19 protein-coding genes are annotated in these 23,051 nt (G+C 43.0%); 8 read left to right on the forward strand and 11 right to left on the reverse strand.

Features of this window, described 5'->3' with window-relative positions:
* Positions 1-13: 13 nt before the first annotated feature.
* Positions 14-964: a hypothetical protein gene (locus K1I80_RS05305; protein ID WP_223313202.1), complete on the forward strand. Its 951-nt coding sequence runs from the start codon at positions 14-16 to the stop codon at positions 962-964.
* Positions 965-1,056: 92 nt separating this feature from the next.
* Here the strand turns inward: K1I80_RS05305 and rsmG are convergent, their stop codons facing one another.
* The 5 genes from rsmG to K1I80_RS05330 all read right to left on the reverse strand — a co-directional run bounded on the left by rsmG (position 1,057) and on the right by K1I80_RS05330 (position 6,927).
* Positions 1,057-1,770, reverse strand: a complete 714-nt coding sequence (gene rsmG / locus K1I80_RS05310; RefSeq protein ID WP_061594816.1) for a 16S rRNA (guanine(527)-N(7))-methyltransferase RsmG — start codon at positions 1,768-1,770, stop codon at positions 1,057-1,059.
* An 81-nt stretch (positions 1,771-1,851) separates the two neighbouring features.
* The gene (locus K1I80_RS05315; RefSeq protein WP_223313203.1) at positions 1,852-2,595 is read right to left on the reverse strand and encodes an ABC transporter ATP-binding protein; all 744 of its coding nucleotides are present in this window, start codon (positions 2,593-2,595) and stop codon (positions 1,852-1,854) included.
* A gap of 57 nt (positions 2,596-2,652) precedes the next feature.
* Positions 2,653-4,989, reverse strand: a complete 2,337-nt coding sequence (locus K1I80_RS05320; protein ID WP_223313204.1) for an ABC transporter permease — start codon at positions 4,987-4,989, stop codon at positions 2,653-2,655.
* A complete protein-coding gene (locus K1I80_RS05325; protein ID WP_223313205.1) occupies positions 4,964-6,247 on the reverse strand; it encodes an MFS transporter in 1,284 nt (427 codons plus the stop codon). Before K1I80_RS05325 ends, K1I80_RS05320 begins: the two co-directional genes overlap by 26 nt.
* A 62-nt stretch (positions 6,248-6,309) precedes the next feature.
* Positions 6,310-6,927, reverse strand: coding sequence for a TetR/AcrR family transcriptional regulator (locus tag K1I80_RS05330; RefSeq protein ID WP_223313206.1), 618 nt, complete (start codon positions 6,925-6,927; stop codon positions 6,310-6,312).
* A gap of 153 nt (positions 6,928-7,080) precedes the next feature.
* Between K1I80_RS05330 and K1I80_RS05335 the strand changes: the two genes are divergently transcribed.
* The 5 genes from K1I80_RS05335 (at position 7,081) to K1I80_RS05355 (ending at position 16,151) form a co-directional block, all read left to right on the forward strand.
* Complete coding sequence (locus tag K1I80_RS05335; RefSeq protein ID WP_002910364.1) at positions 7,081-7,650, forward strand: LemA family protein; 570 nt, start codon at positions 7,081-7,083, stop codon at positions 7,648-7,650.
* Position 7,651: 1 nt separating this feature from the next.
* A complete protein-coding gene (gene htpX / locus K1I80_RS05340) occupies positions 7,652-8,548 on the forward strand; it encodes a zinc metalloprotease HtpX (protein ID WP_223313207.1) in 897 nt (298 codons plus the stop codon).
* A 76-nt stretch (positions 8,549-8,624) separates the two neighbouring features.
* Entirely contained in the window at positions 8,625-10,004 is a 1,380-nt protein-coding gene (locus tag K1I80_RS05345) for an ABC transporter permease (protein WP_223339015.1), read from the forward strand.
* A gap of 456 nt (positions 10,005-10,460) precedes the next feature.
* Complete coding sequence (locus K1I80_RS05350) at positions 10,461-11,342, forward strand: helix-turn-helix domain-containing protein (RefSeq protein ID WP_223313209.1); 882 nt, start codon at positions 10,461-10,463, stop codon at positions 11,340-11,342.
* Positions 11,343-11,411: 69 nt separating this feature from the next.
* The gene (locus tag K1I80_RS05355) at positions 11,412-16,151 is read left to right on the forward strand and encodes a glycoside hydrolase family 70 protein (RefSeq protein ID WP_223313210.1); all 4,740 of its coding nucleotides are present in this window, start codon (positions 11,412-11,414) and stop codon (positions 16,149-16,151) included.
* A gap of 129 nt (positions 16,152-16,280) precedes the next feature.
* Here K1I80_RS05355 and K1I80_RS05360 read toward each other — a convergent pair whose 3' ends face one another.
* A complete protein-coding gene (locus K1I80_RS05360) occupies positions 16,281-17,522 on the reverse strand; it encodes an MFS transporter (RefSeq protein WP_223313211.1) in 1,242 nt (413 codons plus the stop codon).
* A 349-nt stretch (positions 17,523-17,871) separates the two neighbouring features.
* Entirely contained in the window at positions 17,872-18,741 is an 870-nt protein-coding gene (locus K1I80_RS05365) for an Rgg/GadR/MutR family transcriptional regulator (RefSeq protein WP_223313212.1), read from the reverse strand.
* A gap of 99 nt (positions 18,742-18,840) precedes the next feature.
* On the opposite strand from K1I80_RS05365, the gene K1I80_RS05370 reads away from it, so the two are divergent.
* Positions 18,841-19,371: a YceD family protein gene (locus K1I80_RS05370; RefSeq protein ID WP_223313213.1), complete on the forward strand. Its 531-nt coding sequence runs from the start codon at positions 18,841-18,843 to the stop codon at positions 19,369-19,371.
* A gap of 289 nt (positions 19,372-19,660) precedes the next feature.
* Here K1I80_RS05370 and K1I80_RS05375 read toward each other — a convergent pair whose 3' ends face one another.
* Genes K1I80_RS05375 through K1I80_RS05390 form a run of 4 tightly spaced genes read right to left on the reverse strand, consistent with a single transcriptional unit; the run spans position 19,661 to position 22,399 of the window.
* Positions 19,661-19,954 carry a DUF5960 family protein gene (locus tag K1I80_RS05375; protein WP_223313214.1) on the reverse strand — a complete coding sequence of 98 codons (294 nt, stop codon included), beginning with the start codon at positions 19,952-19,954 and terminating at the stop codon, positions 19,661-19,663.
* Positions 19,932-20,306, reverse strand: a complete 375-nt coding sequence (locus K1I80_RS05380; protein ID WP_023915864.1) for a hypothetical protein — start codon at positions 20,304-20,306, stop codon at positions 19,932-19,934. Before K1I80_RS05380 ends, K1I80_RS05375 begins: the two co-directional genes overlap by 23 nt.
* A complete protein-coding gene (locus K1I80_RS05385) occupies positions 20,303-21,718 on the reverse strand; it encodes a Y-family DNA polymerase (protein ID WP_223313215.1) in 1,416 nt (471 codons plus the stop codon). The genes K1I80_RS05380 and K1I80_RS05385 overlap by 4 nt, the downstream gene beginning before the upstream one ends.
* 3 nt (positions 21,719-21,721) lie before the next feature.
* Positions 21,722-22,399 carry a helix-turn-helix domain-containing protein gene (locus K1I80_RS05390; RefSeq protein WP_223313216.1) on the reverse strand — a complete coding sequence of 226 codons (678 nt, stop codon included), beginning with the start codon at positions 22,397-22,399 and terminating at the stop codon, positions 21,722-21,724.
* 123 nt (positions 22,400-22,522) lie between these two features.
* On the opposite strand from K1I80_RS05390, the gene K1I80_RS05395 reads away from it, so the two are divergent.
* The gene (locus K1I80_RS05395) at positions 22,523-23,011 is read left to right on the forward strand and encodes a YcxB family protein (protein ID WP_223313217.1); all 489 of its coding nucleotides are present in this window, start codon (positions 22,523-22,525) and stop codon (positions 23,009-23,011) included.
* Positions 23,012-23,051: the final 40 nt, after the last annotated feature.

Genomic DNA, 23,051 nt, shown 5'->3' on the forward strand with positions numbered 1-23,051 from the left:
AGGAAGGAGTAATATGAAGAAAAAATGGAAATTTATAGCATTGCTCGTAGTTGTTTTGTCTTTAGTTGGCTCTTACGATGCGTATCGATATTTTACTGTAGAGCGATATAAAGTGGTTTCGTTTGAAATTGAGCCTAAGGATTATGCATTTATTGCAGATAAACAAGGTCTAGTTATCACTTGGAAACCTGTTAATTCTAATATCAAACAAAAAAATTTAGGCGGCGGCAAGATTGCTATATATGGGAAACGATATATCGCCACTGAAAGTTATCAATTTACTCATCGATTTCATGATTCTGACTTTGATTTGAAACATCTAACTTGGGGTGAGTACTGGAAAATTCAAGTATATGATACTAGTACGGATAATTTAGACCGTAAGGAGTATGATTTGCTTGAGGCTATTCGGGAATATGATGATAGTTACGTTCCATTTTCAAGTTATACAGCCTTCTTTAGTTATGATAATGAAGAATATCGGACTATAGAATTAGAAAAAGTGGGAGGAGGAAGTGGTCGTGAGGTTTTGTTTAATCTGAGAACGGGAGAAATAGAAGATGTTCCAAAAGGGGCGAATGTAGGTAGGGATGGGCGAACTAGTATTTTTGTCAACTATACAAGCCTTAAAAATTACTATTCTGAGAGCATGGCAAATACTAATTCTTCTCTCTATTTTCCCAATTCAGTTATTAAACAATCTTCTGATTGGCGCCTAAAGGAGGAATACCCTAAAGCTTATGACTTGATGACGAAGCAAGGAGGCCAATTATATCTTTTGACGGATAAGACAGATCCTAAACTGATGTCAGACATTTTCAGTCTTTTAATACCGAAAGATAAGCAACTATTTGATAACTTAACTGTTTATGGCAGTATCACAAAAGACGGTCAAGATCATGTGGTCAATTCTTATGAAGAATTTATCAGTGTTTTAAAACTGGAGGAACAGGACAGTAAGTAAGCGACTTTTTATATTTGCCGTAGTCTTGTAGTACATTGAACTTCTAGTCAACAACATAAAAAATCAGGCAATCCTAGCCTGATTTTTTCTTTTTATAACGGTCTTTTATTTGGCATGCCGGCTTTGCGGGGGTATTTATTGGGAGTTTCTTTCTTCTTTTCCACCACTGTGATAAAGCGGGGGTCGCCGTTTGGTAAGGCATAGCTGAGGTTGTCTTGGACCTTGCTAAAGAGTAAGTTGAGGGCATTTTTTGCTTCGTCCAGTTCCTCCGGAGCATTAGAAGCCTTGAGCGCCAAAAGCTTCCCGCCAACTTTCAGATAGGGAATGGTCAGTTCAGACAGAACTTGCATCCGAGCAACTGCACGGGCAGTGACGAGGTCAAATTGGGCTCGAAAGGCCTTGTCCTGAGCAAAGTCTTCTGCGCGACCGTGGTAGAAGTGAACCTTGTCCAGCCCGATCTCTTCTGCCAGCAGTTTGAGGAAGTTGATTCGTTTATTGAGTGAGTCAATGATAGTCACATCCAGCTGAGGACAGATGATTTTCATAGGGAGGCTGGGAAAGCCGGCCCCGGCTCCGATATCCAGCAGCTTAAGCTCTTGATTACCAATCAGGCCTTGCAAAACGGGCGCTATTGAATCATAGAAATGCTTGAGATAGACTTCATTTTTCTCGGTGATAGCTGTCAGATTAATTTTTTCATTCCATTCGACCAAGAGTTCAAAATAACGCTCAAACTGGTCTTTCTGGCGGTCGGTCAGCTCGATTCCCTGCTGGCTTAATAGCTGGTAAAATTCTTGTGGTGTCATAGTTTCATCCTTGTTTGTCAGTATTCATCTTATTATATCATAAAAAGGAGACCCCAGCATTCTGCCGAAGGGCCTCTTTTCTTATATGCCAATCTGATTGAGCTCTGCCAAGAGCAGCTGGCGCCGCTCATCCTGATTAGCAGTGGGATTAAACTGAATTTCTTTTTTTATCTTGCCATCTAAAATGAGCAGGACCTTGTCTGCATAGGTAGCCACGCTGGCATCATGCGTCACCAGGAGAATACTTGCGCCCTGCTGGTGGAAGTGCTGCATGAGCTCCATAGCTTGACGGCCAGCCTGAGAGTTGAGCGCTCCTGTCGGCTCGTCAGCAAAAATGATTCGAGGCTGGTTCATGAGAGCCCGACAGATGCCGGCTCGCTGGAGCTGGCCGCCCGATACCTGATGGATAGAGCGGTAAGCAATGTCCTTAATGCCAGTCAGAACCATTAACTCCTTGGCTCGCTCATAGGCTGCCTTTCGCTCACTGCCTTTCTTACCAATGATACTTGGTAGGCAGATATTGTCTAGGATATTGAGATTTTTCAGGAAGGTTGCCTGCTGGAAGACAAAGCCGAAAGCCTCTCTGCGAAGGCGGTCTAAGTCCTTGTCTTTCATAGCTAGCAGGTCCTGTCCCTGGTAAAGAATCTGTCCTTGGTCAGGTCTGTCAATGGTGGATAGAAGATTGAGAAGAGTGGATTTCCCGCAGCCAGAAGGCCCCATGATGGCGATGAATTGGCCGCTTTCAATCTCTAGCGACAAATCACGGAGAATGGGCTCCTGATTTCCCTGATAGCTTTTGCTGAGGTTATGTGCTTCTAATAACATAGGCTTCTCCTCGGATGTAAAATAAATGCTAAGCGCTCGAAAGCTATCTGCTTAAGGTCAATGTTCCTTGAGATAGTGTCCAATTTCCAGCTGGTTCAGCGCTCGGAGACTGATGTGTGCTGCTGTGAGTCCGCTAAGAAGCAGAGCCAGCGGTGTCCATAGAAAAGTAAGGGACTTATTAATGATGAGCTGGAGTTTGCTGATACCGAAGCTGCTGAGCAGCAGACTGCAGACTTCTTGCCCCATACTAAGGAGCAGCAGGTCGGCTATTGCCAGAGCTAGCATCAAGATGAAGCAGACAGCGAGCAGGTAGTGGCTCCTGAGTCGTTCACTGCCAAATCCCAGCATCCGATAAAGTGCCAAGTCAGCTTGGTCCTTGGCGAAAATCATATAGACAAAGAGAGTCATAAGGATGAAGACAATGCCAAGTCCTGTCCAGAAAACGCTGCTCTGAATCAGGCGGAGCATGGCCAGAGTATCATCAAAAGTCTGATGGAAAAAGTCTTCTACGTCGGTTAATTTATAATTGGAATAGCGTTTTTTCCATTCGTTGATTTTTTGAGCTTTGTTGCTAGCATCTTTAAGGCGGATGGTCGTCAGGCTATTGAGCGTTTGCGCTTGCTTTGTCACAAAGGCAGCCTTGGCGGTCTTGCCTCCGTAGGTCAGGTCTGAGTAGATACCGACTACTTTTAGTTTTCTGGCTTGATCGTCTACCGTCAAGGTCAAGCTGTCCCCTACTTTTAGCTTGAGCTCTTCTGCCTTAAGCTTGGAGAGGGCAATTTCATGCTCGTTTTTAGGAGAGCGGCCTTGGCTGTATTTGACTGGAAATCCTGCATGGTTTCCCAGAGTTACCCGCAACTGTTGGGTCTGACCTTGCTGGTCTTGATAGGAGAAATTCTGGCTCTGGTACTGATTGATCTCTGCGATATCCTTGTCTGCCCGCAGTTCTTTCATAAGCTGGGCAGCCTTGGTATCAATATCTTCAGTCTGAGAAATATCAATCAACACATCTGCCTGACCAGCTCCTAGATACTGGATGAAGTTCTTGTCCATCACAGTGCTGTAGAGACTGGCTGGCAGCAGGATAAGCAGGCTAATCAGACTGACAATGAGCAAGATAGTCAAATAGAGTTTTTTATGATTCAGAATCGTTTTCAGGGCGAAATAGAGTCTGTCTAAGAAGGGGATAGACGGTAAACCCATCTTCGGAGTAGAACGAGTCTCGGTCAGACTGTTGGAAGAAGCTAATCTTAAAGCTTGGCCAGGCGTCATTTTCTTAAAGGAGCTTAGAGGTCGGGCAGTCAGCCAGAAGACTAAGAGACAGAGCAATAGAGCCACTAGCGCTTCCAAAAGATAGCTATAGAAGGGCGTCGGACTTTGCCCCATAGATAGTGCCATCTGCTTTTTAAAAGGACTACTCAGAAGAAAGGACAGTCCCCATCCAGCGATGGTTGCTAGAGCTAGGCAGAAATAATACTTGGTCAGATAGACCTTGCTGATAAAGCTTTGGGGTAACCCCATTACCTTCATAACGGCAATCTGCTGCAGGTCTTCTTGAATCTTGGTCAATAGGGCAAAGCGCATGCAGAGAAAGGTGATGCCAATGATGGCCATAACCAGTAGCCCCATGACTAGGATGACTAGAGCATCATTGAAGCCGTTAATCATCTTGATAGTCGGATAGGTAATCATAGGCGGCCCGTTGGACTCAAGCTCCGCATTTTTATAGGCTTGCTCGATAGTAGAAATCTGGCTAAGCTTATGCACTCGAAAGGCGATCAAATTCTCATTAGATGCAAATGCTTCTGTTTTCAGAATCTGCAAATCAGTCTGTGAGATGAGGAAGCGTTTGGAGGAGACTAGACCGGCATTCATCTGGGCATCTCGGATAAAGCCCTTAACAGTCAGCTGGAGCTTGCCGACTCTTATTTGGTCGCCGATTTTGATTTTTCCGCTATTGTAATAATAAAGGGGGATATAAACTTGCCCTGGCTGAGGCTGGGCAGGCTGGTTATTCTGATCCAGCAGAAAGTCAAAGTTTTGGTTCTGACTGGAAAAGCCATTATCCTGGGAGCTGTCCTGAAGTGAGTTTTTCTCATTGATGCGGATGGCTGATCCTTCCACATTGACAAAGTCTGTCAGCTGCCAAGAGGCAATTTCTGGATGCTGTTGGACGAAGTTTTGCAGGCGTTCTCGGTCGACGCTTCCGCTGTGCATCTGTAGCAGGTGAGGACTTTTAGCTGTTTCCACAAAGCGCTCAATTGAGCTAGTCAGACTGACGGTCAGGCGCGTGGCTGCAAAGCTCAGAGTCAGAGTCAGAAGCAGGAAAAGTCCAATGACTAGCATGCTGACTTTGTTTTCTTTTAAATCATTTTTTATCAAGCGTTGAAACATATTCCAGCTCCTTTACTGAACGTGCTCGGGAGAGCAGGTAAGCACCGATGCTGATAGAGATACCGGATAGGATAAAGAGCAGACCGTAGCCTCTGCCTCCGCCAACACCGATGATTTTTCCAACAGAATTTGCCAGCCAGCCAAAGTAAGTCAGTGAGGGTTTGAAAAAGGTATCTGCGACCCAACCCATGCCGGCATAAGCTAGCACATAGCCCAGCTGAGAAATAATCCCGATGGTCCCCCAGACCTTGCCTTGGTCGGCTTTGTTAATATTGATGCGGACCAGATAGTCAATGGTCGTATTGGCAAAAGGCAGGGCAGCAAAGAGGAGAAAGCCAAAGCTGCAAATCCAGATGAAGTTTTCCTTCATTCCCAGCCCCACCATGAAGAGTCCCAGTAGAAATAGAGAGAGGCAGAGCATACGATGGAAGTGTTTTTTGATAGCAAATATCCCCAGAACCAAGCCTCCTATCAGCATGCCACTGCTGGAGATGGTCATGACCAAGCCGGCTGTTTTGGCATCTGCGAAAGCCAGCACTAAGGGAGAAAGCAGGATTTGGACAGTTCCCAGAAAGAAGGAAAAGCCTGTTCCAGCTAGGACTAAAATCCAGATGCCTTTTTTTCCATAGACGATTTGAAAACCTTTAAGGAAATCAGCCCAGAAACGACTATCACTGCTATAAACTTGCGAATCAATGGCCCTACGAGCGAGCAAGGTGCAGGCTACCGTCACGAAAATAGTTGAAAAATCCAGCAACAGAATCGTGCTGATATGTCCACTCGCCAAAATCATTCCAGCCAAGGCTGGTGAAATCAGATAGCGAGCAATGCCATTAATCTGGGACAAACCAGTTGCTTTTGATAACTGATCCTCCGGCAGCAAGTCGGAAATCGTAGCTCGAAAGGCCGGATTGACCAAGGCTGAAAAGAGCGAACTAATGGCAGCTCCGATACAGATAAAAATCAAAGCAGGATTCTTCAGACTAAAGTAAATCCAGAGAACTCCTAAGCCTGACAAGCCATCTCCCAGAGCCATCAGCAATCTTCGGTCATAGCGATCGGCCAGAATTCCAGCTAGAGGAGTAACCAAAAGACCAGGCAGAAAAGCACAAAGGGTAACAAAAGAAGAAACAGAAACCAAACCGGTCAGCTGGAAGATATAAACTCCTAAAGCGAAAGAAGTCATACCAGAGCCGATTTCCGAGATGAGGCTTCCTATCCAAATCAATAAAAAGAGTCTAAAACCTGATTGTTTCATAGTTGCCTCCTTATGCTTGCAATGTCAAGTAAGTGTAAATAGTAAATCTAGTGCTTAGCTTTCTAGCTGCTTTGTGTCTGAATCAAAGATAGAAAGGGATTGAAGTAGCCTTGCCGGCTGTGAAAAAGAGTTTCTAAAAGATAGAGAAAAGCTTGCAGTTTTTTTTGCTGTTTTTCTAGGGGGAGAGCTTGAAAGCTGCTGCCAAAAACTTGAAGCGAATAAGTAAGAATCATTTCCAAGCTTTCGTAGGGATAGTCAGTCCTCATATCTCCAGCGGTGATGCCGTCTTGGATGATGGGAAGTAGAATCTGGGGTGCTCGTTCAAGAAGAATTTGATTGGTCTTTTCGTGCAGGAGCGCATTTTGTGGCTGATTGAGATGCAGTAGCACTTCCTCTCCCTCTTGGTGATTGAGATTCAGTGCAGCTATGCTGCCAGCCAAGCGCTCTATGATAGTCAGTTCACGATTATCAGCCAAGGCTTGGGAAGCCGTAAATGCTTGTTCGATAGTTCGCTCAATGATGGCATCCATTATCTCTTCCTTAGAAGAAAAGTAATAGTAGAGAGTACCGCGGGCGATTTGAGTCGCTTCTAAAATCTGGGAGATAGAGGTCTGGTCAAAGCCTTGCTCCATAAAAAGCTCCTGAGCGGTATCTAAGATAAAGTCTTTTTTATTAGCCATGCTTGCATCCTTTTTAGTAGTAAAATTTTATTCGACCGACAGTCGGTTTATTCTTTCCTTTATCGTACATCTTTTCTAAATCCATGTCAAGAATAAAGACAGTTCCTCTATTTTTTGATATAATAAGTCTAATCAAAATTGGAGGAGTATATCATGACTTTTATTATTGTTCTTATTATTGTCGCGGTTTTAGCATTCTTCGTTGTTGGTGCGTACAATACCTTGGTTAAAAGCCGTATGCAGACTCAAGAAGCTTGGAGTCAGATCGATGTGCAGCTCAAACGCCGTAATGACCTGATTCCTAACCTCTTGGAAACGGTCAAAGGCTATGGCAAGTACGAGCAGGCAACCTTGGAAAAGGTAACACAACTGCGCAACCAGGTAGCTTCAGCTGCTTCACCAGCCGAAGCCATGCAAGCCAGCGACGCCCTTTCTCGTCAGATTTCTGGAATCTTTGCAGTAGCTGAAAGCTATCCAGATCTGAAAGCTAACACCAACTACTTGAAGTTGCAGGAAGAGCTGACCAATACTGAAAATAAAATTGCTTATTCTCGTCAGCTTTATAATTCAGTAACTAGCAACTACAATGTGAAGTTGGAAACATTCCCAAGCAATATTGTTGCAGGTTTGTTTGGCTTTAAAGCTGCAGACTTCCTCAAGACACCAGAAGAAGAAAAGGCTGTGCCAAAAGTTGACTTTGGCAGCACTGGACTAGGTGACTAAGATGTTATTTGATCAAATTGCCAGCAATAAAAGGAGGACTTGGCTCCTCCTTATCGCTTTTTTCGGTCTCTTGGCTCTTGTTGGAGCAGCTATTGGCTATCTCTGGCTGCGGTCTGCTGTAGGTGGTGTCTTGCTAGCCTTGATTATTGGAGCGATTTATGCCGGAGTAATGATTTTTCAGTCTACAGAAGTGGTCATGGCGATGAATGGAGCTCGTGAGGTCTCTGAGCAGGAAGCGCCTGAGCTCTACCATATTGTTCAAGATATGGCCATGGTCGCTCAGATTCCTATGCCACGTGTCTTTATCGTAGAGGATCCCTCTCCCAATGCTTTTGCGACTGGTTCTAAGCCAGAAAATGCAGCTGTCGCAGCAACGACAGGTATCTTGCAAATCATGAATCGTGAGGAGCTTGAGGGAGTGATTGGCCATGAAGTCAGTCATATTCGCAATTATGATATTCGAATTTCAACGATTGCTGTGGCTTTGGCCAGTGCTATTACCATGTTGTCTAGCCTAGCTGGCCGTATGATGTGGTTTGGTGGCGGACGGCGCAGTAGTAATGATCGAGATAACGATAGTGGTTTGGGAATTATTCTCCTTATCGTATCGCTGATTGCTATCGTTTTAGCTCCTCTGGCAGCTACCTTGGTGCAGTTGGCCATTTCTCGTCAGCGGGAGTTTCTGGCTGATGCTTCCAGTGTAGAGCTGACCCGCAATCCGCAAGGGATGATTAATGCTCTGCTCAAGCTAGATCGCAGCGAGCCTATGGAACATCATGTTGATGATGCCAGTGCAGCTCTCTATATCAGCGATCCCAAAAAAGAAGGCGGACTGAAGAAACTCTTCTATACGCACCCTCCTATCTCAGAGCGGGTGGAGCGCTTGAGGCATATGTAAAAGCTGGGAGAAATCTCAGTTTTTTTATTGTTTATGCTATAATGATAGACGAATAATATAGTAAGTAGGAAATATAATGAAAAAACTAAAAGCCTCTAAAGATTTATTTGCAATTTTTTATATTGTTAATTGGATTCTGTCTATAATAATAGCCCCTTTGGGTGGCTATGCAGTTATAGTTCTAATGCTATCTACTATAGAATTTCTGAGTTCAGGCAAGACAAGCATATTAATGCATTTTATGATGTTTAGTATGATTTTTAAGTTTGTTGTTCTGATCTATCTGTTTATTTATCTGATTTTGAGCTTTCGTTCGCTGATTCAGAGTATAAAGACAAGCAAGGACTCGCTTCATCTGGCTCCAATCAGTTTAATTCTGACTCTGTTGCTTCAGCTATTTCCATTCATCTCTGCTTTGAAAGATACGCGAACCATAGAACCTTATCGCTGGTTGATAGGGGTTGTGCCACTATGCTCGATTTTGTCTTTCCTCAGCTATCTTTACGCTCGGTATGGACTCAAAGGACAAAGAAAGAAGGCACTGCTCTGGGCAGGGCATGTGGTTAATGGCATGCTAACTTTGCTCATGGTTGTAGCTTTTTTTCAGCCTATCATTCCTCAACTAACACGAACCAGCCGAGTTCTCAGCAGCTTGGAGCAGGAGTACAAAAAGCGGGATATGGATGCTAAGGTAGAGACTGTACCAAGTAGATACGGGGAAGAAGATTCGAATAATCCAGACTTTAATGATATATACCCAATTGGGAAATTTAAAGTAACTATTGGCAAGCATTCTTTTTATGAAGAAGTTCGAGTCAATAAGGCGGGAGGCATTGAAGAAGCTGCGTTTATTGATCCGAAAACAACACCTTCTCCCATCCTGCGAGTTATTCTCCAAAAGGAAAATAGTCAAGAAAATCTAATCAAAACGAAAGAAAATGTAGAAAAAAGTCTAGATAATATAGATGAGAGTGTTAATATCATTCCTCATTATGGGAATACAGAGGTTTCTGTAGAGTACATAACTAATCCTAAGCGCTCAAAACCCAAGAGCTTTGAGGAAAAAGATTTCAAGTTAAATTCTATCTTTGATCTTACTGATGAGAAATTGCTACAAAAAGAAGATGTTTGGATCAGTATTAGAATTGAGCTGAATCTGAAGCAAAGACTCTTTGCTTCAGATTCAGGAGAAAAATTCTTACATGATATGGACTATTCCCTCTTTCAGACAGGAAACTATGTCTTTGAGATAGAGGAGACAGACAAGGATAATGTTACTAGCAAAAAGCAATTTTTTGCTAAAATTAAGGACGGAAAGTTAGTCCAGTTAAACAAGAACGACAGTGACCAAGACTTGACTGAAGGGTCAGTATCATTGATAGAATACTCTTATCGTGGTAGTATAGGCTATTCCATAGACGAAGGGTATGACCACATGGTTGATTGGCCTGATTGATACGGAAGGGAATAGAAGAGGGGGAATTTTATGATTCTATTCCCTCTTTTTTTAGTCAAATCTATTTTAGTTCATTAGGCAGATTCATTTTACTTCTTTTCATTCATGTCTAAAAAATATTCGTTTAGATTTTGTTACAGTTTTATTTCAGTCATCTATAAACCTTAGATTATCCAAGTTTATTTTTGTATAAGTAAGGAGGCTAGATTTAAAAAAGCCAGTGTTTTCAAGTTGTCAGGTTGAACCCTCCTGACTTTCTTATAAAATTAGCATTTTCTTGAAAACCATAAAATTTTCAGAAAAAATCACTATATTGAGTTATTTTATTATTCAAGTTAATCTATTTGTATCATTTAGAAATACAAAGTAGTTTTTTTGTAACAAAATAGAAATATATTACTAGTATATTAAATTTAGTAAAATATTTTATTGCATATATGAAACCGGGGGTTCGGTATGTTGAAAACATTTGGAAAAATTTTCAAAGTCATTAGAGAATCAAAAAACATGTCTCTTAAAGAAGCGGCGGCTGGAGATATTTCAGTGGCGCAATTGTCCCGTTTTGAGCGGGGAGTCAGTGGTATCACGCTTGATTCTTTCTATTGCTGCTTGAAGAATATGGCCGTTTCTCTAGACGAGTTTCAGTATGTTTATCATAACTACATTGAGGCGGATGATGCGCTCTTCTCAAAAAAAGTAGCTGATGCTTATCAGGAAAACAATGTCGTCAAGCTCCAAAATATTTTGGCTGGCTCGGAAGCTTTGGCTGAAAAATTCCCTGAGAAGAAGAATTACAGGCTCAATACAATTGTTGTCAGGGCGGTCCTGTCTTCCTGCAGTCCAGATTTTCAGATTAGCAAGAAGGATATAGAATTTCTGACCGATTATCTCTTTTCTGTTGAGGAGTGGGGACGCTACGAGCTTTGGCTCTTTACTAATAGTGTGGATCTCTTGACCTTGGAAACACTGGAAACCTTTGCTAGTGAGATGATTAATCGTACCCAGTTTTATAATGACCTACCAGAGAATCGCCGGCGTATTATCAAGATGCTGCTTAATGTTATCAGCGTCTGCATAGAGGGAAATCATTTGCTGGTTGCTATGAGATTCCTAAATTATCTTGACCATTCAAAAATCCCTGAGACAGATCTCTATGATCGGATGCTGATTAAGTATCATAGGGCTCTTTATTCCTATAAGGTTGGGAATAACCATGCTCTGAGTGATATTGAGCAATGCCTAGCTTTTTTGGAATTTTTAGATTCCTTCGGTGTTGCCCAAAAGCTCAAAGCTCAGTTTGAAAGAATTTGCCTTTCCCAGTTGCAGATGTGCAAATAAAATAGACTCATTTCTAAAAATGTACTAAAATAAGGGTAAAACTTTATATTAATTTCAAAAGGAGGTTTTATGATGGAGAAAAAAATTCATTATAAAATGCATAAAGTTAAGAAGAACTGGGTAGCTATTGGCGTGACTGCTTTATCGCTCCTCGTAGCACCAAAAGTACTTGGTCTTGAAGCAGGCATTGTCCATGCGGATGATGCTGAACAAGCGGCCGTTAAAGATCAGACGCCCGTTCAGAGCAGTAGTTCAGAGCAGGCGATTGAAGCCCAAGCGACTACACCTTCTAAACTAGAAGCAGAAAAAACAGCTTCTGCGGACCAAGCAACTTACAGAGCTACCGCAGCAAGTCCAGCAAGCATTGAAAAGACAGCTGAAGCAGCTGCAGCAACTACAGAGGCAGTAGCTAAAACCGATGCTCAAGAACCAGCAAAGCAGGTAGAAGCAGCAGCTACAGAAAAGGCAGCCGTTGCTGAAGAAGCAAAAGCAGCTAACGCAACATCAGAAGCAGCTAAAACGGAAGCAATTGCTCAGGATAGACAAGCAAGTCCAGCAACTGTTCAAAAGCAGGCTGCTGACAAACAAGCAAAAAAGACTGTTACAGACAAAATTGTTGCAAATCCAAAGGTTGCAAAGAAAGATCGCTTGCCAGAACCGGTTCAAAGACAGGGAGCGATAGCTGAAAGAATGCGTGCTGCTCAAGCTCAAGCGGCGCCTGTTAATACTGAGCATGATGATGATGTGCTAGCTCACATCAAGACCATTGATGGCAAGAAATACTATGTTCAGGACGACGGTACAGTTAAAAAGAATTTTGCAGTTGAGCTTAATGGAAAAGTTCTTTATTTCGATGCAGAGACCGGAGCCTTGGTTGATTCAGCTGAGTATCAATTCCAGCAAGGTACTAGCAGCCTCAACAATGAATTTAGCAGAATGAATGCCTTCCATGGCACTACGGAAAAGGATATTGAAACAGTTGACGGCTACCTGACAGCGGATACTTGGTATCGTCCAAAAGCTATCCTCAAGGATGGAAAAACATGGACTCCGTCTACAGAGACTGACTTGCGTCCACTTTTAATGGCTTGGTGGCCTGATAAGCAAACGCAGGTTAGCTATCTCAACTATATGAACCAGCAAGGTTTGGGAGCAGGAGCTTTTGAAAACAAAGTGGAACAAGCTATCCTGACAGGTGCTTCTCAGCAGGTTCAGCGCAAAATTGAAGAAAGAATTGGTAAAGAAGGCGATACTAAATGGCTGAGAACACTGATGGGCGCATTTGTCAAAACTCAGCCAAACTGGAATATCAAGACAGAGTCTGAAACAACTGGTACTAATAAGGACCACTTGCAAGGCGGAGCTCTGCTTTATACCAATAGTGATAAGACTTCTCATGCTAATTCTAAGTACCGCATCCTCAACCGCACACCTACCAGCCAAACTGGTACACCTAAGTACTTCATTGACAAGTCAAACGGTGGTTATGAGTTCCTGCTAGCCAACGACTTTGACAACTCTAATCCAGCTGTTCAGGCTGAGCAACTCAATTGGCTGCACTTTATGATGAATTTCGGCAGCATCGTAGCTAATGATCCGACTGCTAACTTTGACGGAGTCCGTGTCGATGCGGTGGACAATGTCAATGCGGACTTGCTCCAAATTGCTTCTGACTACTTCAAGTCTCGCTACAAGGTTGGAGAAAGTGAAGAGCAGGCTATTAAGCATCTGTCTATCTTAGAAGCTTGGTCTGACAACGACCCTGACTACAACAAAGACACCAAGGGTGCTCAATTACCGATTGATAACAAGCTTCGTCTGTCCTTGCTTTATTCGTTCATGCGTAAGCTTTCTATCCGTAGCGGTGTAGAGCCAACGATTACGAATAGTCTGAATGACCGTTCTTCTGAAAAGAAAAATGGCGAGCGGATGGCCAACTATATCTTTGTCCGGGCTCATGACAGTGAAGTACAAACCGTTATTGCCGACATCATCCGGGAAAATATCAATCCAAACACGGATGGTTTGACCTTTACCATGGATGAGCTCAAGCAAGCCTTCAAGATCTACAACGAAGATATGCGCAAGGCCGACAAGAAGTATACGCAGTTCAATATCCCAACTGCTCATGCTCTCATGCTCTCCAACAAAGACTCCATCACTCGGGTCTACTATGGTGATCTCTACACAGATGACGGTCAATATATGGAGAAAAAATCTCCTTACCACGATGCTATCGATGCCCTGTTGCGGGCTCGGATTAAGTATGTAGCTGGTGGTCAGGACATGAAAGTCACCTATATGGGTGTACCTCGTGAGGCTGATAAATGGTCTTACAATGGAATTTTGACTTCTGTTCGTTACGGTACTGGTGCTAACGAAGCAACAGATGAAGGAACAGCAGAAACTCGCACCCAAGGGATGGCAGTTATTGCTTCTAATAATCCGAATCTGAAACTTAACGAATGGGATAAACTGCAAGTCAATATGGGAGCAGCCCATAAGAATCAATACTACCGTCCTGTGCTCTTGACGACCAAAGATGGCATTTCCCGCTATTTAACTGACGAAGAAGTGCCGCAATCTCTCTGGAAGAAGACTGATGCTAATGGTATTTTGACCTTTGATATGAACGATATCGCAGGCTACAGCAATATCCAAGTTTCTGGTTATCTAGCTGTTTGGGTACCAGTTGGTGCTAAAGAGAATCAGGATGCGCGCGTAACAGCTAGCAAGAAGAAAAATGCCAGCGGTCAGGTTTACGAATCTAGCCCTGCTCTGGATTCTCAGCTGATTTACGAAGGCTTCTCTAACTTCCAAGACTTTGCAACTCGCGATGACCAGTATACCAATAAAGTCATTGCTAAAAATGTCAACCTCTTCAAGGAATGGGGAGTGACTTCATTTGAGCTGCCACCGCAGTACGTATCTAGCCAAGACGGTACTTTCCTAGATTCTATCATCCAGAATGGTTATGCCTTTGAAGACCGCTATGATATGGCTATGAGCAAGAACAATAAATATGGTTCTTTAGATGACCTGCTCAATGCTCTCCGTGCTCTTCACAGTGTCAATATCCAAGCCATTGCGGACTGGGTGCCAGACCAAATCTACAACCTGCCAGGCAAGGAAGTGGTAACAGCAACTCGTGTCAACAACTACGGAACCTACCGTGAAGGCGCAGAAATCAAGGAAAATCTTTACGTTGCCAATACTAAAACGAATGGTACAGACTATCAAGGCAAGTATGGTGGAGCCTTCTTGGATGAACTCAAAGCTAAATATCCAGAAATCTTTGAACGAGTACAGATTTCCAACGGTCAAAAGATGACGACTGATGAGAAGATTACCAAGTGGTCTGCTAAACACTTCAACGGTACCAATATCTTAGGACGCGGAGCTTACTATGTTCTTAAGGACTGGGCTAGCAACGAATATCTCAACAACAAGAATGGTGAGATGGTACTGCCTAAGCAATTAGTTAATAAGAATGCTTACACAGGATTTGTCAAAGATACTACTGGATTCAAGTACTATTCAACTAGTGGCTATCAAGCTAGAAATTCCTTTATCCAAGATGAAAATGGAAATTGGTATTACTTCGATAAACGAGGTTATTTAGCAACGGGTGCTCATGAAATTGATGGCAAGCAAGTTTATTTCCTCAAAAATGGTATTCAGCTGCGTGATTCTCTCCGTGAAGATGAAAACGGCAATCAGTACTACTACGATAAGACTGGCGCCCAAGTTCTCAACCGTTACTACACTACTGATGGTCAAAACTGGCGTTACTTTGATGCCAAGGGTGTCATGGCTAGAGGTCTGGTAACTATGGGCGGCAATCAGCAATTCTTCGACCAAAACGGCTACCAAGTCAAAGGCAAGATTGCGCGTGCCAAAGATGGTAAACTTCGTTACTTTGATAAGGATTCAGGTAATGCTGCTGCTAACCGCTTTGCCCAAGGTGATAATCCAAGTGACTGGTACTATTTCGGAGCAGATGGTGTTGCAGTAACAGGTCTTCAAAAACTTGGCCAGCAAACACTTTACTTTGACCAAGATGGCAAGCAAGTCAAGGGTAAAATCGTGACACTTGCAGACAAGAGTATCCGTTACTTCGATGCCAACTCAGGAGAAATGGCAGTCGGCAAGTTTGCGGAAGGTGCCAAGAACGAATGGTATTACTTTGATCAGGCTGGTAAAGCAGTGACAGGTCTTCAGAAGATTGGCCAACAAACACTTTACTTTGACCAAGATGGCAAGCAAGTCAAAGGTAAAGTAGTAACTCTGGCTGATAAATCTATCCGTTACTTCGATGCTAATTCAGGAGAAATGGCAGTCGGCAAGTTTGCAGAAGGTGCCAAGAACGAATGGTATTACTTTGATCAGGCTGGTAAAGCAGTGACAGGTCTTCAGAAGATTGGTCAACAAACCCTTTACTTCGACCAAAATGGTAAGCAAGTCAAAGGACAGCTAGTAACTCTGGCTGATAAATCAATCCGTTACTTCGATGCCAACTCAGGAGAAATGGCAGCCAACAAGTTTGTTGAAGGTGCCAAGAACGAATGGTACTACTTCGATCAGGCTGGTAAAGCAGTGACAGGTTTGCAGCAGATTGGCCAACAAACCCTTTACTTCGATCAAAATGGCAAGCAAGTCAAAGGTAAGATTGTCTATGTCAATGGTGCTAACCGTTACTTTGATGCCAATTCAGGAGAAATGGCGCGCAATAAATGGATTCAGCTGGAAGATGGAAGTTGGATGTACTTTGACCGCAATGGTAGAGGCAGACGCTTCGGCTGGAACTAATAGCAATAGAATAGGCTAAATGAAACTTAATCTTTAGCTTTCTAATACACAAAAACGATAACTTCTTGTTTGGAAGTTATCGTTTTTGCTGTCTTTTAGGAGAACAAATATAAAAACAAAATTGATCTATCATCTTTCTTTAACATCTTTCTTTTTTTCGATAGATAGGAGCAGAGCAATCACACCGATAATGCTGAAGATGAGCCAGCTAGCGTTCATATTCCAGAGGGCTAGGCTGCTAAAGACCATGGTACCAAAGGGAACAGAGAAAGAAAAGAGCAGACTCAGAAAGCTGGAAGTCTGAGCGAGAACATTAGAAGGTAATTTGCTCAGTAAGAGGGTGTTGATTTTGGGATTGATCTTGCCAGAGATATAAGCTAGTAAAAAACCAAAAGCAATGCCGACGAAAACAGGCAGATGTAAGAAATTGCTGATAGCAAGCAGAATCATTGTGAGAGCAGCCCAGAGGGTTAGTTGATTTAGAGAGAGGCGGCTAAAGTAATCGTTGGGCGTCAGGCTGGCTGCGACCATGGCTAGGACAAGAGCTGTTTGAAGAACCAAGAGAGACTGACTAAAGGACAGCTGGAAGATGGGATTGTCCAGCAAGTAGAGGTTGTAAAGAGCTATAAGAGAACCTGCCATAGCGTTGACGATCAGGATTTGAGCCAGCAGTTTGAGAAAATTGTTAGAGCCTTCCTGCTCAAAAATGAGCTTGGACGATGTGTACATTTTCTTCAATTCTTCTTTCAGAGGAGCTTTTTTCTCAGAAATTGCCACTGGGTCATGGGTCAATCTGCGGCGGACCAGGTAGAGTATGGTGGAGGATAGGAGAAAGGTTAAAGCATTGACCAAAGCCACTAGGAAAAAGTCTTGCTGGCTGACGGTTAAGAGCCAAACTCCCAAAACTTGTCCGGCCAGGCTGCAGAGAAAGCTGATAAGCTGGGTAAAAGAGAAGGCTTCCATAAGGTCTTTCTCTGGAACATTCTTTTTTAAAATCGGCATTTGGAGACCGCTCCGATAGTCGCTGATAATATCTGAAAGAATATTCATCAAGCAGACGGCTGAAAAGGCTAGATAAGAGCTGGAGCGAGTCATGAAGGCAACAAGGATAAAGAGCAGGGCTTGAAGATAACCAAAATGAATCAGCCAACGAGCTTTATGGACGGTCTTGTCAGCTTTGATACCAGCAAAGATAGTAAAGAATGTCGGAACTAGAACGATAAAATTAGCCACGGCAATAGCAAATTTGGGATTGGGCATGCTGGAAGCAAATACCACAAAAACAATATTGAAAATAGAAGCTCCCAAGGTGTTGAAGATTCGGGAAAGGCTGAGTGAGGCATAGACCCCATTTTTAAAGAATAATTTCATCGTAGACTCCTTTTCTAAACTGCAAGATTGTCTAAAAGCTGATTGGGTGCATCTGTAATCTGGCTTTTGTTTTTCTCTTTCTGATGACCATTATAGACCGTTTAAAGCCAAAAACAAGGGCTTTTCGGCAACTGGTTAGGTCTCATAAGTAAGTGGTAAAATTCTGAAAGTGACTTGCGAGAGCTCTTTCTGCTTTTAGTATAAAATAGAAAACCTAAGCAGCAGGAAATATTGCATATATTCAACGATTCTTGGGTGCAATTGTTAAGATGAGTAAGTTGGAGTATATTTTGCATAAAAAAACCACTTTTCAACTCGACATCGCTGAGCTTAAAAGTGGAGATTTGCATTATTTGCTATATTTTTGAAAAGCAGTATCAAGGGCTTCTTGATAGTAGTCAGCGCTATGCTGACAGTTCAAGATTCGGAAAATATCGACAGCTTTCTTCATTTGCGAAAGCCCCTCTTCTGTTTGCCCTTTCAAACAAGCTAACTCTCCCTGAGCAAAGAGATAGACAATTCGGAAGTAAGTCTCATTTTCTTCATAAAAGTGTCGCTCAATGACTTGTTGGAAATAGTCTGCCTGGGTGATATTTTCCTGACTGATGGCCAGCAAATATCCATTAAGAAAAGTAGTGTGCAGGGTGTTGCGGTTGTTGGCAAACAAGGCGGCAAAATCCTTTCTTGAGAGGATTTCTTTGGTGTATTGGGAAAACAAGTCTAGGGATAAAACTGGAGTGCAGACAGAGAAGAGATTGAGCTCGTAGCGCCCCCAAATATCAACTGAAAAGAGGTAATCATGCAGGAAATCCAGCTCGCCTGGGCTAGCCTTCTCAGACTCTTTGAGGGCACAGAGATAGGCCTTTACAATCAGGCGCTCAACCCAATCGCTAGCGCGCTTGCTTTTTTGAGTGATTTTTTCTTTTTCCAGATAAAGTTCTTCTAAGAGGTCGAGCTGATTGGCTTGCAACAGGTCTTGGATTTGGCTTAAGAGTTCCTTGTGAGAATGATGATCCTGGATGCCGGCTGCAACGGTAAATTCTTCCGTTTCCGTGTGAATGGCGCTGAGAGCGCTAAAAAGTTTCTGTGCCGAAAGTTCGCTCTGCCCATTTTCAAAGCGAGAGAGCATAGATTTTGAAAATTCTCCGCCAGTCGCCTCAGATAAAGAGATGTGCCTAGCCTCGCGAAAAAATCTAAAAACCTGTCCTAGATGTTCCATTGTTTTCCCTCCTTGCATTTTATTATAACAAAATAATTTTCAATAACATCGTAGCGCTCAAACATGATATAATATAAAGAAAAAAGCAAAGAGGAACTTATGTTGCATATTCAAGAAATTCGGAAGAATCCAGATGGTCTAGCTTTTGAGAAAAAGCTGGACTTGGCAGAGGAGTTAAAAGAGCGCAATCCTGAGATTTTAGACGTTCAGGATATTGTAGCCAAAGGAAAGGTTCAATATGAAGATGGTCTCTATTTTCTGGATTATGACTTGTCTTATACCATTACCTTGACGTCCAGTCGCAGTATGGAGCCCGTGGAGCTCAAGGATTCTTATCTAGTCAACGAAATTTTCATGGAAGAAGGACAGGCTGCATCGCAGGATATGATTGATCAGGACTTGGTGCTTCCGATTGAAAATGGCGAGATTAATATAGCTGAGAGTGTAGCTGACAATATCTTAATGAATATCCCGCTGAAAATCCTAACAGCTGAGGAAGAAGCCGGCCAAGGCTTTCTGTCAGGTCAGGACTGGCAAGTTATGACGGAAGAGGAATTTGCCGCTGCCCAGGAAGCTCAAAAAGAGAAGAACAATCCTTTCGCCGGTTTGCAAGGACTGTTTGATGAATAATTCTTGTAAAAATTTTGACACCGATAAAAAATAAAAGAAAAGATAATTCGCTTTGACTTTCACCCCAAAAGTTAGACAGAAAATCTAACGATTGGGGTGTTTTTAGTATGAAATTAGTTTATACAAATGAACTGAATAGATAACCTAAAAAGAATGGCGCTTCTTGGCTTTAAATATAGCTGGCTCAAATCTTTAAAGTTATTTACCTGACTTAAAGCAATAAATAATTGAGAAGATTCTAGTAGATGGACAGTTCCCTACAATAAGCTCCCAGACTTAGTTTGGGAGCTTATTGCTTTATATCTTCTGTTTGGCCTTGATAGTGGTAAATGCAGAGTCGGTTTGCTTGGTCTGGTCGACTGACGGTAAAGTGGAAGTAATGATCCTTTTTATCCAAGCTTTTGATCTTGGAGAGTTTGAAATAAGTGGCTTGGCGGCTGGCCATGTGGAGTAGTATGTCATCTTCCATGACCATCAGAGGCTGGGGAAGATTGGAAAATTGATAAAAATCCTCTTGAAATTGATAGTAATTCTGGGAAAAATAGTCGAATTGAAGTTCCTCATGTACATTCTGAGTGGTCATCTACGCCTCCTGAAGCATGTATCGAAAGAATCTGATGGATAGCAAGGCCTTTGTAATGGTCACCTTTCTGCAGGAGGACTTGCTTGCAGTCCAGATGAAAGATTGTAGCAGTAATGTCGGTCAGCCTTTCCTTATTAAGAAAGGTGATTCGGATGGGAACTTGCTGGCTGTAGGCTTGACTGAGCAAGTGGAATTTTTCCTGTCTATCAAGTTGGGGCAATTGGCTCATATCTAGTTCTTTTTTGGCCAAAGCAGTGCTGTGTTCAGAGAGGAAAAAGCCAGCCCACTTAGCCATGCCCCGATCCTGAAAGTCACGAGCTGACTGATAGGGGAGGTAGGAGCGGTCGGTCATGATAAGCCCTCCAGCCCTCCAGCCGAATGACCACCTGTCAGCTTGCTTCGAGCGATGGCACGGGAGGAGCCCAGCAAGGCATTTCCCTTAAGCAGAGAGGCAAAGCCGAAGCGATCTCTGATGCGGTCAATTGTCTGTTGGAGCTCCTCTTCTTTTTGAATTTGCAGAGGATCGTCAAAGAGAGAAATCAGACCATAACCTTGATTGACAAAGTCACTGTAAAAAACGCCAATCTGGCGGATAGCCCCGCCCTGATATTTGGAACGAAAAAGCTGAACGACGATTTGAGCCAATCGATCGCTGTTGTTAGTGGGCTCAATTTTTTTCTGTGTATGAATGGAAGGCAGGAGCTCCTGCTTGGAATAACGGGCATAGATGGAGACACGCTGGCATTTCTTACCAGAGCGTCTGAGACGAATGGCGACCTGCTCAGCCATTTCTCGGAAAACGAGCTCAATCTCTGCCTGCTGTCTATAATCTCGGGGGAGAATTTGTGAATTGCCCAGACCATGTGACTTGACCTGATAAGGCTTGTGCACATTGCTTTCATCAATGCCGTGAGCGTGAAACCAAAGCTGCAGGCCCATGACTCCCATTTCTTTTTTGAGAATATCGGGGTTAAAGTGAGCTAAATCATAAATGGAGTGGATACCTAACTTCTTAAGGCGGGTGGCCGTTCGGTGGCCAATGCCCCAAAAATCAGTCATGGTCGGAATGGTCCAAACCTTTCTGGGAACATCTTCATAGGACCAGTTGACCCGCATCTTTTTTGTGTGTTTGGCTTCAATGTCTAAGGCTAGCTTGGCGAGAAGTGGATTGGCGTTGCTCAGGCCGATAGAGGCATAAATCCCGGTTTTCTTCCAGATAGCCTGTTGAATGCGGGCAGCCAGCAGGTCCAGTTTGGTCCTGCGGTCCAGCGTCTGATCGGGAATGAAGTAGTTGATAGAGCTTGTCAAATCTAGAAAGCCCTCATCAATTGAGTAGGGAAAAATATCATCGGGAGCTGCAAAGTCCTGGAAAATTTTTTGGATTTCCATATTTTTCTGGATGTAGTAATTCATCCGAGGTGGGACCAATAAGGTCTTTTGAGCCGCATCTTCAATAAAGCGCACATAATCTGCTGTAATCGGCAGTCCCTGCTTGCGGGCAGCAGCATAGTTGAACTTGCGGGTGTGGACATCAAAAGGAAGATTATAGCTTCGGCTGACATTTTGGCTGCCGAAATTCTTTTTAAAGAGAGGGGTTGCAGCTAGTATCAGTCCGGCAGAATTTTCAATTCGGCTCATAACACAGAGCGAGGTTTTTAAAGGGTCAAGGCCGAGAGCAATGCATTCGCAAGAGGCATAAAAACTTTTCATATCCACAAAAGCGATGTCTGAACGAGGCTCGCGTGAATAATCAAATAGGACCATAACTTACACCTCAATCGGCAGAAAATGTCCGACGACGATACCAACAATGCTAGGTTGGTCTTCATAGGGAGCAAAGAGATCCTCGTAGTCAGGATTGATAGACTCTAGGCGTAGACCTTCAGCTTCACGGTAGACTTTTTTGATATAGGTCTTACCATTCCACATAAGAGCATAGACTGCCCCATCGTAGTCAAACCCTGTCTGTTTCATAAGGGCAACAGAGCCATTGGGATACTTGGGCTCCATAGAATCCCCAGAGACCCAGGATGCAAAGTCATGCTGGATATCTTGATCAAAGTAGACCGTTTCGTAGTCTGTTTCATTGTCGTAGTAACTGTGCCCGCGACCTGCAGCCAGCTCAACGGATAGAACCTTATAGGCTGTAAGAGAGCTAACCTTGCGCTGTCTTTCTAGGAGCCGACTAGCGAGCTTGTCTACTTCCTTTTTATGGGGTGGGGTTAGTAAAGGGTAGGTGTAGAGTGCGCTGGTTTCATCCACAAAGTAGTTCTCTTGGACCTTGAGACAGGTGGCCAACCTCCTGAGATTTTTTGCGTGGGGTTCTGCTAGACCATTTTCCCAAGCAGAGTAAGTTTTTCTGGAAATTCCAAGCTCTTGGTAAATGGAAGATTGTGTCAAATTAAGCTCCAAACGGCGTTTTTTTAATTTTTCATGCGAAAACATATCACACCTCCTATGTAACGTTTTAAAGGTTACATATAGTATAACAAATGGAATCAAGAAAAGCAAGTTCTTTCTTGAGTATTGTTATTTCTAGCAATAGTGAAGGAAGTAAATCGTAGATAGATGTTTCTTATGCCAGCAAAGAAGACCATGACAGAAGAAGCTTATCGCCGTTTCGCTTGGACCAATTTTTGGTATAAAAAGAATGGCATCTTCTCACTGATTCTCCCTGAGATAGTGGTGCTGATATGCGGTGCAATCTGTTTTTTAATCGGGGAACCTTTGCCAGGCCTAGCTTTTCTTGTTACTGTGGCTGTCCTTCCTTTTCTTTACTATCTGTCCATGAATCGACATATTAAAAAGTTTTATAGAGGCAACCCTCTCTGGCATGATATAGAGCAGGAGTTTAGCTTCTATGAGACAGACTTTCGTGTTGTTAATCGGAATAATAATGCCAGATTTGACTACCAAGATATTGTGGCGATCATAGACAAGCCAGAAACTTTTTATATCATGGTTGGTCGGTCAATGGGACTGATCTTGGATAAGGCAGACTGTCAGCCTGAATTAATTGATTTTTTACTAAAACTAAAAGAAAGCAGAAGTCTCTAATTTGGGGGACTTCTGTTTTTTATCTGTCAAGTTTTCAAAA

This window comes from Streptococcus sanguinis, from assembly GCF_019929225.1.
Taxonomy (GTDB): Bacteria; Bacillota; Bacilli; order Lactobacillales; family Streptococcaceae; genus Streptococcus; species Streptococcus sanguinis_J.